The 8,386-nt window shown below is 72.0% G+C and carries 10 protein-coding genes; 4 read left to right on the forward strand and 6 right to left on the reverse strand.

Annotation, left to right across the window (positions count from 1 at the left end; genetic code table 11):
* Positions 1–138: 138 nt before the first annotated feature.
* From IE275_RS11460 to IE275_RS11470, 3 genes are read right to left on the reverse strand one after another with little or no spacing between them, the layout of a single operon-like run.
* Complete coding sequence (locus tag IE275_RS11460) at positions 139–999, reverse strand: ABC transporter permease (protein ID WP_189710460.1); 861 nt, start codon at positions 997–999, stop codon at positions 139–141.
* The gene (locus IE275_RS11465; protein WP_189710462.1) at positions 959–1,786 is read right to left on the reverse strand and encodes an ATP-binding cassette domain-containing protein; all 828 of its coding nucleotides are present in this window, start codon (positions 1,784–1,786) and stop codon (positions 959–961) included. The genes IE275_RS11460 and IE275_RS11465 overlap by 41 nt, the downstream gene beginning before the upstream one ends.
* A complete protein-coding gene (locus tag IE275_RS11470) occupies positions 1,783–2,241 on the reverse strand; it encodes a MarR family winged helix-turn-helix transcriptional regulator (protein WP_189710464.1) in 459 nt (152 codons plus the stop codon). Before IE275_RS11470 ends, IE275_RS11465 begins: the two co-directional genes overlap by 4 nt.
* Before the next feature lie 234 nt (positions 2,242–2,475).
* Between IE275_RS11470 and IE275_RS11475 the strand changes: the two genes are divergently transcribed.
* Complete coding sequence (locus tag IE275_RS11475) at positions 2,476–3,258, forward strand: SigB/SigF/SigG family RNA polymerase sigma factor (protein WP_189710466.1); 783 nt, start codon at positions 2,476–2,478, stop codon at positions 3,256–3,258.
* 11 nt (positions 3,259–3,269) lie between these two features.
* On the opposite strand, the gene IE275_RS11480 is transcribed toward IE275_RS11475, so the two are convergent.
* Positions 3,270–3,605, reverse strand: a complete 336-nt coding sequence (locus tag IE275_RS11480; RefSeq protein WP_189710468.1) for an ANTAR domain-containing protein — start codon at positions 3,603–3,605, stop codon at positions 3,270–3,272.
* Between the two features lie 107 nt (positions 3,606–3,712).
* Between IE275_RS11480 and IE275_RS11485 the strand changes: the two genes are divergently transcribed.
* Positions 3,713–4,525, forward strand: coding sequence for a VOC family protein (locus IE275_RS11485; protein ID WP_189710470.1), 813 nt, complete (start codon positions 3,713–3,715; stop codon positions 4,523–4,525).
* Between the two features lie 9 nt (positions 4,526–4,534).
* Here the strand turns inward: IE275_RS11485 and glgX are convergent, their stop codons facing one another.
* Together glgX and IE275_RS11495 are read right to left on the reverse strand one after the other, a co-directional pair.
* A complete protein-coding gene (gene glgX / locus IE275_RS11490) occupies positions 4,535–6,652 on the reverse strand; it encodes a glycogen debranching protein GlgX (protein WP_189710534.1) in 2,118 nt (705 codons plus the stop codon).
* A 26-nt stretch (positions 6,653–6,678) separates the two neighbouring features.
* A complete protein-coding gene (locus IE275_RS11495; RefSeq protein ID WP_189710472.1) occupies positions 6,679–7,191 on the reverse strand; it encodes a pep a2 in 513 nt (170 codons plus the stop codon).
* Positions 7,192–7,421: 230 nt separating this feature from the next.
* Here IE275_RS11495 and IE275_RS11500 point away from each other — a divergent pair, with 230 nt between their 5' ends.
* Positions 7,422–7,694, forward strand: a complete 273-nt coding sequence (locus tag IE275_RS11500) for a DUF5133 domain-containing protein (protein WP_189710474.1) — start codon at positions 7,422–7,424, stop codon at positions 7,692–7,694.
* 156 nt (positions 7,695–7,850) lie between these two features.
* A partial coding sequence (locus tag IE275_RS11505) for a maltotransferase domain-containing protein (protein WP_189710476.1) occupies positions 7,851–8,386 on the forward strand: 536 nt, incomplete at its 3' end.

Raw genomic sequence — 8,386 nt, forward strand, 5'->3', positions numbered from 1 at the left:
TGGCCAGGGGGTTCACCCCATTTGATCGTTGATCAAGCCGTGCGCAGGAAGAATCCGTCCGAGGCCGTCGGGAGGCGGTGCGCGGGCGTGCCGCACATCACGTCGCCGGGCAAGATCGGCTCGGTGGTCCGGGCGGGCTCAGCGGGCGAGCCGGCCCAGCAGCGAGGAGGCCGCGGCGATGCCGAGCGCGGCGGCCACGAGCAGCACCCCGTAGTCGAGCGCGAGGTGCGCTGGGGTGCCCAGGAGCAGCCCGCGCAGGGCGTCCACCTCGTAGGTGAGCGGGTTGAACCTGCTGACCGCCTGGAGCCAGCCCGGCATGATCGCGACCGGGTAGAGGGCGTTGGAGGCGAAGAACAGCGGCATGGTGATCGCCTGCCCGAAGCCCATCAGCCGGTCGCGGCTGAGAACGATGCCGGCGATGGTCATCGACAGACAGGAGAAGAAGGCCGAGCCGAGGACGACGATCACGGCGACGCCGATCAGCCTCAGCGGGTTCCAGGTGAGGGCGACCCCGAGCACGGCGGCGATGACGATCACGACGACCGCCTGGACCACCGACTTCACCCCGGCCGCGAACGCCTTGCCGGTGATCAGTGCCGAGCGGGGAGTGGGCGTGACCAGCAGTTTGTTCAGCACCCCGGCGTCGCGTTCCCAGATGATCTGGATGCCGTAGAAGATGGCGATGAACATCGCGGACTGGGCGATGATGCCGGGCGCCAGGTAGTCGATGTACGGGATGCCGCCGGTGGGGATCGCCCGGATCCGGGTGAAGGTCTGACCGAAGATCAGCAGCCACAGGGCGGGCTGGACGGCCCGGGTGTACAGCTCGGTGCGGTCGTGGCGCAGCTTCTGGAGTTCGACCGCGCAGAGGGCGCCGACGCGGGCGGGCAGCAGCCGCCAGCCGGCGCGGGGCTCCGGGGGCCGCAGCAGCAGGTCGATGCCCTGCGCGTGGGCGCGGTCAGCCGACGCGCTGGGCGGTGCGGCGGGTGCTTCGGACATCACGGAAGTCTCCTGAGGTGTCGTCGAGGCCGCTGCCGGCGACGTCCCGGAAGACGTCCTCCAGGCTCGGCAGCGGGTCCGTGGCCGACGCGCCCCGGCGCTCGCCGAGCCCCTGCCGGAGTTCGACGGGGGTGCCGAGGGCGCGGATGCGGCCGCGGTGCATCAGACCGACCCGGTCGCAGTACTGGTCGGCCTCGTCCATGTAGTGCGTGGTCACCAGGACGGTCATGCCGGTGGCCTCGCGTACGGCGGTGATGTGCTCCCAGACGCCGGTGCGGGCGATCGGGTCGAGGCCGATGGTCGGCTCGTCGAGGATCAGCAGCCGGGGTGCGCTGACCAGGGCCTGGGCGAGTTCGAGGCGGCGGACCATTCCGCCGGAGTAGGTGCCGGCGAGCCGGTCGGCGGCGTCGGTGAGGTCGACGGCGGCCAGCGCCTGGGCGACGCGTGCGGCGCGTTCTCGGCGGGGCACGTCGAAGACGCGGGCGAACAGGGAGACGTTCTCCCGGCCGGTGAGGCCCTGGTCGGCGGAGAGCTGCTGCGGGACGTAGCCGAGCAGCCGGCGGACGGCCATGCGGTCGCGGGCGGCGTCGTGGCCGAGGACGGCGACCATGCCGGGCGGCACGGGGAGCAGGGTGGTGACGCAGCGGATGGCGGTGGTCTTGCCGGCCCCGTTGGGGCCGAGCAGGCCGAAGACCTCGCCCTCGCGGACGGTCAGGTCGAGCCCGTCGACGGCCCGCGTGTCGCCGAAGGCGTAGGCGAGTCCGGTACAGGCGATGGCGTCGGTCATGTCTCCTCGGCCTCCTCGTGCAGGCTGACGGCGAGTGCGCGCAGTGCGGGAAGCGCGGCGTGCAGGGCCTGGCGGTCCGCGGCGTCGAGCCGGGCCACGTGCCGGCCGACGAGTGCGGCGCGCCGCTCCTTCCAGGCGCGCAGCCGGGTCTCGGCCGCCTCGGTGAGCAGCAGCCGGACGGCACGCCGGTCGGCTGGGTCGGTCCCGCGGACCAGGTAGCCGTCCCTGACCAGGTGGTTGACCAGGGTCGAGACGGAGTTGCCCGCGAGGTACAGCTCCTTGGCGGCGTCCGAGACACCGATGCCGGGCCGGGTCTCGACGAGCCGCAGCAGCTCGACCTCGGCGCCGCGCAGCCGGGGCACGGTCAGCCCGGCGCGCAGTCGGCGCCTGAGCAGCCGCTGGACGCCGACGAGCGCGTCGGCCAGCTCTTCGGGAAAGGTCTCCTGCTCCTCCACACCGGGAGATTACCTCTGACTCAGAGGTAATGGACCCAAGGGCGAGTCAAAATGAATCAGGCAAAGCACCTAATTGTTTTAAACCTCGCTTAGCGGGCATCCGCTAGAAAGTGCTTCGGACCGGAGGCACGTCCCGTGGGACAGTCCGAGTGGGCCGCCCCGGACGATCGGCCTCATGTCCGAACGCGCGTCCGTCCCACGGTGCCCGGCCCACCCCCTCGGGAGGCGCGCACCATGCCGACCACCGTCAGAGCGAAGCAGCACCCCCACGACGACGCCCCGGACACCGCTCAGGCGTTCGTGCGGCTGGGCGGACTGCCCGACGGTCCGGAGCGGCAGGCCCTGCGGGACGAGCTGATCCGGCTGTGGCTGCCCATGTCCGAGCGGCTCGCCGTCCGCTTCCGCGGCCGCGGGGAGACCCTCGAGGACCTGTACCAGGTCGCCGCGCTGGGACTGGTCAAGGCCGTGGACCACTACGACCCCGCCCGCGGCCGCGCCTTCGAGGCGTACGCGGTGCCGACGATCACCGGGGAGATCAAGCGCCACTTCCGCGACCACATGTGGACCCTGCACGTCCCGCGCCGGGTCCAGGACCTGCGCAACCGGGTGCGGCACGCCATGAAGGAACTCTCCCAGACGACACCCGGCCGGGCCCCGACCGTCGCCGAGATCGCCGCGTACGCGCAGCTCGACGAGGACGAGGTGCGCACCGGCATGGAGGCGCTGGAGTGCTTCTCCGCGCTGTCACTGGAGGCGGAGATGCCGGGCACCGACGGCTACGCCCTGACCGACGCGCTCGGCGGCCCCGACCCCGGCTACGACACCGTCGTGGACCGGGTGGCCGTGACCCCGAGCCTGCGGGCGCTCCCGGAACGCGAGCGCACCATCCTCTACCTGCGGTTCTTCCAGGGCATGACACAGAGCCGCATCGCCGATCAGCTCGGCATCTCGCAGATGCACGTCTCCCGCCTGCTCAGCGGCTGCTGCGCCCGGCTGCGTGCGGAAGCCGCCCCCTGACCCCGCCGGACTCACTCCAACGGGGGTGCGCCCGGGATCTGCGTGGGACCGTGCCGGTCCAGCAGGATCTCCAGCAGCGCACGGATCTCGTCGGGAATGTCACCGCTGCGCCCCCAGATGAGGATCAGTTCCGAGACATGGCGCAGTTTGATGTTCGTGTGCTGGGAGACCTCCTTGAGGATCACCCAGCCCTCGTCCGGCGGTACTCGCCCGAGGGCCACGATGACGCCGATCGCCTGGTCCACCACGGCGTGGGAGGCGACCGCCTCCTTCAGCTGGTCGACTTCCCGCTCGAGTTCGAAGATCCGGGCCGTTTGGTCGTCAGGGCCTTGCGGTACTCGGGACACCCCTCCATCGTGCCACCGGGTGACTCGGCAGGCGCCCGGCCCGGTCACGGCCGGACACTGGGGGAAGACGCCCGGCCGCCGACCGAGAGACCAGGAACGCGAGCGCCATGAACCAGCACCCGGAATCCGCCTCCGCCGCGCGACGCGCGCGGCAGTCCGTCTCCACGCACTCCGTGTTCGGCGCGCCCTGCTGGGTGAGTCTGACCAGCCGCGATCTGGAGGCCACCCAGGAGTTCTACGGCGCCGTGCTGGGCTGGACCTGGCGCAAGGGGAGGCTCGGCGACCACTTCCGCACCGCCCTGGCCGGCAACGTGCCGGTGGCCGGGGTCGCCGCCGTCGCCGCGATGTGGCAGATGGCGGTCGCCTGGACGCCGTACTTCGCCGTGCCCGGCGCGGACGAGGCCGCGTCCCGGACCCGCGAGCGCGGCGGGACCGTGGCGGTGGGGCCGATCTCGCTGCCGCCGGGCCGGGCGGCGCTGCTGGCCGACCGGGAGGGTGCCACCTTCGGCGTCTGGGAGGGCGAGCTGATCGGCAACTGGGAGGCCTGGCGGCAGGACGCGCCCGCCTTCATCCGGCTGCACACCCGCGACGCCTTCGACTCCGCGATCTTCTACGGCGAGGTCCTCGACTGGGCCTCCGACCGCCCGGGCTGCTGCGAGGTCCACTACGAGGGCGGCGAGGTGGTGCTGCGCAGCCGGGGTGATGTCGTCGCCCGGATCGTGTCGGGCGCGCTGGAGGCGGCCCCGGACCCGACGATCCGGCCGCACTGGCAGGTCCACTTCGCCGTCGCGGACGTCGCGGCCTGCGCGCGGTCCGCGGAGAAGCACGGCGGCAGTGTGCTGGAGGAGACCGAGGACGAGGCGGTGCTGCGGGATCCCGACGGCGCCCAGTTCACGGTCACCTCACGCCGGGAACCCTGACCGCCGCTCTCACTCCGAGCGGCGCGCCGGCCGGGACAGCACGATCAGGCTGCGTGCCTCCACCGTCACCTCGCCGCCCGCCTTGTACTCGGTCTCGTCGCGGCCGCCCTCCGGCTCGGCGGTGTCGGCGCACACCGTCCAGCGCTCCCCGTACGCGGCGCCGGGCAGCCGGAAGACGACGGGCTCCCAGTAGCTGTTGAACAGCAGCAGGAACGAGTCGTCGACGACCGGCCGGCCCGTCGGGTCGGGTTCGGCGATGGCGTCGCCGTTGAGGAACACCCCGACGCTGTGCGCGTCGGCGCGGTGCCAGTCCCGGGCCCTCATCTCGCGGGCGTCCGGCAGCAGCCAGACCAGGTCGGGCAGCGGCTGCCCGGCATGCGTCACGGTCTCGCCGCGGAAGAACCGGCGGCGGCGCAGCACGGGATGGGCGGCGCGCAGGGCGAGCAGCCGCCGGCAGAACTCCGTCAGCTCCCGCTGTCCGTCGGTGAGCCGCCAGTCGATCCAGGAGACGGCGTTGTCCTGGCAGTAGGCGTTGTTGTTGCCGCGCTGGGTGCGGCCGAGTTCGTCGCCGTGGCCGATCATCGGAATGCCCTGCGAGAGCAGCAGCGTGGCGAGGAGGTTGCGCTGCTGGCGGGCACGGAGGGCGAGGATCGCCGGGTCGTCGGTGTCGCCCTCCGCCCCGCAGTTCCAGGACCGGTTGTGGCTCTCGCCGTCCCGGTTCCCCTCGCCGTTGGCCTGGTTGTGCTTGTCGTTGTAGGAGACGAGGTCGCGCAGGGTGAAACCGTCGTGCGCGGTGACGAAGTTGACGCTGGCGCGCGGCCGGCGTCTGCTGTGGGCGTAGAGGTCGGAGGAGCCGGTCAGCCGGGAGGCGAACTCGGCGAGCGAGTGGGGTTCGGCCCGCCAGAAGTCCCGTACGGCGTCGCGGTATCTGCCGTTCCACTCCGACCACAGGGACGGGAAGTTGCCCACCTGGTAGCCGCCCTCCCCCACGTCCCAGGGCTCGGCGATGAGCTTGACCCGGCTGATCACCGGGTCCTGCTGGATCAGGTCGAAGAACGCCGACAGCCGGTCCACCTCGTGGAACTGCCGGGCCAGGGTGGCCGCGAGGTCGAAGCGGAAGCCGTCGACATGCATCTCGGTCACCCAGTACCGCAGCGAGTCCATGATCAGCTGAAGGACGTACGGGTGCCGCATGAGCAGGCTGTTGCCGGTGCCCGTGGTGTCGTAGTAGTGGGACCAGTCGCCGTCCACCAGGCGGTAGTAGGAGGAGTTGTCGATGCCCCGGAAGGAGAGCGTGGGTCCCTTCTCGTTGCCCTCGGCGGTGTGGTTGTAGACGACGTCGAGGATCACCTCGAGACCGGCGGCGTGCAGCGCCTTCACCATCGTCTTGAACTCGGTGACCTGGCCGCCCCGGGTGCCGTGGGCGGCGTAGGCGTGGTGCGGGGCGAAGTACCCGATGGTGTTGTAGCCCCAGTAGTTGGACAGGCCCCGGTCCTTGAGGACGCCGTCCTGGACGAACTGGTGCACCGGCATCAGTTCGACCGCGGTCACGCCCAGCGAGGTGAGATGTCCGGTGACCGCCGGGTGCGCCAGTCCCGCGTAGGTGCCGCGCAGGGCGCGCGGGACGCCGGGGTGGGTGCGGGTCAGACCGCGGACATGGGTCTCGTAGATCACCGTGTCGGCGTACGACCGCCGGGGCGGCCGGTCGTCGCCCCAGTCGAACGCCGGGTCGGTGACCACGCCGAGCAGGGTGTGCCCGGCGCTGTCCGCCGGGTCGGGGCGGTCCTCGGCACGCTCGAAGAGCGAGGGGTGGTTGTCGGCCTGGCCGTCGACGGCGCGCGCGTACGGGTCGAGGAGCAGCTTCGCCGGGTTGCACCGGTGCCCGGCGGCCGGGTCCCAGGGGCCGTGCACCCGGTATCCGTAGCGCTGCCCCGGCCCGACGCCCGGAAGATAGCCGTGCCAGACGAAGCCGTCGACCTCGGTCAGCTGCACCGCGCTGGTGGTGCCGTCGTCGTCGACGAGCACCAGTTCGACCCGCTCGGCGACCTCGCTGAACAGTGCGAAGTTGGTGCCCTGTCCGTCGAAGTCGGCGCCCAACGGGTAGGGGTGCCCGCTCCAGGCGGGCACCCCTGCCTTCCGGTACGGCCGTGAGGTCACCGGGCTTCCTCCAGAACGCCGTTGTGCGCACCCGGCGCGCCGGCCAGGGCGGCCACGGGCAGGTCGCGGGGCACTTGCAGCACCTCGCGCAGGCTCGGCTCGGGCGCGGTCGGCACCAGCGGGACGCGCTCGCCGGTGCGGGCCCGCTGCGAGAACCAGATGACCTTGCCGCCGGTGCCGGTGGCGCAGCAGCCCCAGCCGTCGCTCATCGCGGCGATGTGTTCCAGGCAGGCGCGCAGGTCGGGGTCCGGGCGCAGTTCGCGGTCGTCACCCCCGACGGCCGTGATCAGGTGCTGGCCGTTCCACCACATCTCGATCGAGATGAGCTTGTCCGTGGCGTGCTCGTCGATGGCCTCGAGCAGCATCCCGGCGCCGCGGCAGACCGGTTCGACCAGTGTCTCGAGGTCCCAGTACCTCAGGTGGGCGGCCAGGATGCGCCTGACCTGTCCGACCCGCTCGGGACTGACGTCCACGTCGAGGTGGTAGTAGCAGGGAACTGCGGTCTTCATCGTCGTTGGCTCCTCACCGGCGAGGCTCCCGCTCCGCACGCCTTCACGGGCCGAAAATACGGAGGGTGAGCGCTGATCGCTTCTGAGTCACCTCCCACAGTGCGGGCGTTAGTCCATTCGTGCAACACGAGCGCACTCCCGAGGTGATTGAAGATCCAACAAGACGCTGGGTGTCGGCGCGTGCACCATGAGTGAAACATTCATCGAGCCACCGGAAGGTGAACTGCGTCATGCTGCTACCGGCCAAGACAGAGGTCGCCCGGCAGTTGCGGCGGTACCGGGTGTGGGAGCGCGTCATGCTCGCGTCCCCCGCGGACCGCGCGGCGCGGGGCACTTTCGAGGACTCGGGCTACACGTTGTGCGTGCTCATGGGAAAGCGCTGCGCGCGGGAGGCCGCGGACGCGGCGGAACGCTATCTGCGCTCGACGACTCCTGCCGCCTACCTCCAGGAACAGGACGTACGGCCCCGGCCGACGGTCCGGCCCTCCGCGGCGGCGCGGTAGGAAGCGGTCCCGTTCCGGATGCCGGAACGGAAGCCGGGCGACGGGCCCGGCGGACAACACGACGAGCCGGGCGGCGGGCCCGGCGGACGCGCGGTGACGCACCGCGGGTCCGACCGGGCTCCGGGCCGGGCGAGGAACACGACGAAGGTGAGACCCATGAGCACGACCCCTGTCATCGGCCGCATTCCGGTCCGCGAGGTGCGGCCGGCGGTGGAGGGCGGCAGACGCCCGGCCAAGGCTGTCGCGGGGGAAACGTTCCAAGTGACGGCGACCGTGTTCCGTGAGGGGCACGACGCCGTCGCGGCCAATGTCGTCCTGCGCGGCCCCAAGGGCCGCCGCGGTCCCTGGACGCCGATGCGTGAACTCGCCCCCGGCACCGACCAGTGGGGCGCCGACGTGACCCCGGACGCGCCGGGCCGCTGGACGTACACGGTGGAGGCCTGGAGCGACCCGGTCACCACCTGGCAGCACCGCGCGCGCGTCAAGATCCCGGCCGGCATCGACGTGGGCTCGGTGCTGGAGGAGGGCGCGGAACTCTACGAGCGGGCGGCGGCCGGCGTGCCGAGGGGCCGGGCCCGCACCACGGTCCTGAAGGCGGCGCGGGCCCTGGGCGACGACTCCCTGCCGGTCTCGCGGCGGCTGGCGGCGGCGTCGGCGCCGGAGGTGGACGCGGTCCTGGCCCGCCACCCCCT

The sequence above is a fragment of the Streptomyces phaeofaciens genome (assembly GCF_014648915.1).
Classification (GTDB): domain Bacteria; phylum Actinomycetota; class Actinomycetes; order Streptomycetales; family Streptomycetaceae; genus Streptomyces; species Streptomyces phaeofaciens.

Bases quoted from the DNA above. Each gene is read 5' to 3' on its own strand.
- IE275_RS11460 (WP_189710460.1), bottom strand. From the start codon at position 999: ATGTCCGAAGCACCCGCCGCACCGCCCAGCGCGTCGGCTGACCGCGCC.
- IE275_RS11465 (WP_189710462.1), bottom strand. From the start codon at position 1,786: ATGACCGACGCCATCGCCTGTACCGGACTCGCCTACGCCTTCGGCGAC.
- IE275_RS11475 (WP_189710466.1), top strand. From the start codon at position 2,476: ATGCCGACCACCGTCAGAGCGAAGCAGCACCCCCACGACGACGCCCCG.
- IE275_RS11485 (WP_189710470.1), top strand. From the start codon at position 3,713: ATGAACCAGCACCCGGAATCCGCCTCCGCCGCGCGACGCGCGCGGCAG.
- IE275_RS11495 (WP_189710472.1), bottom strand. From the start codon at position 7,191: ATGAAGACCGCAGTTCCCTGCTACTACCACCTCGACGTGGACGTCAGT.
- IE275_RS11500 (WP_189710474.1), top strand. From the start codon at position 7,422: ATGCTGCTACCGGCCAAGACAGAGGTCGCCCGGCAGTTGCGGCGGTAC.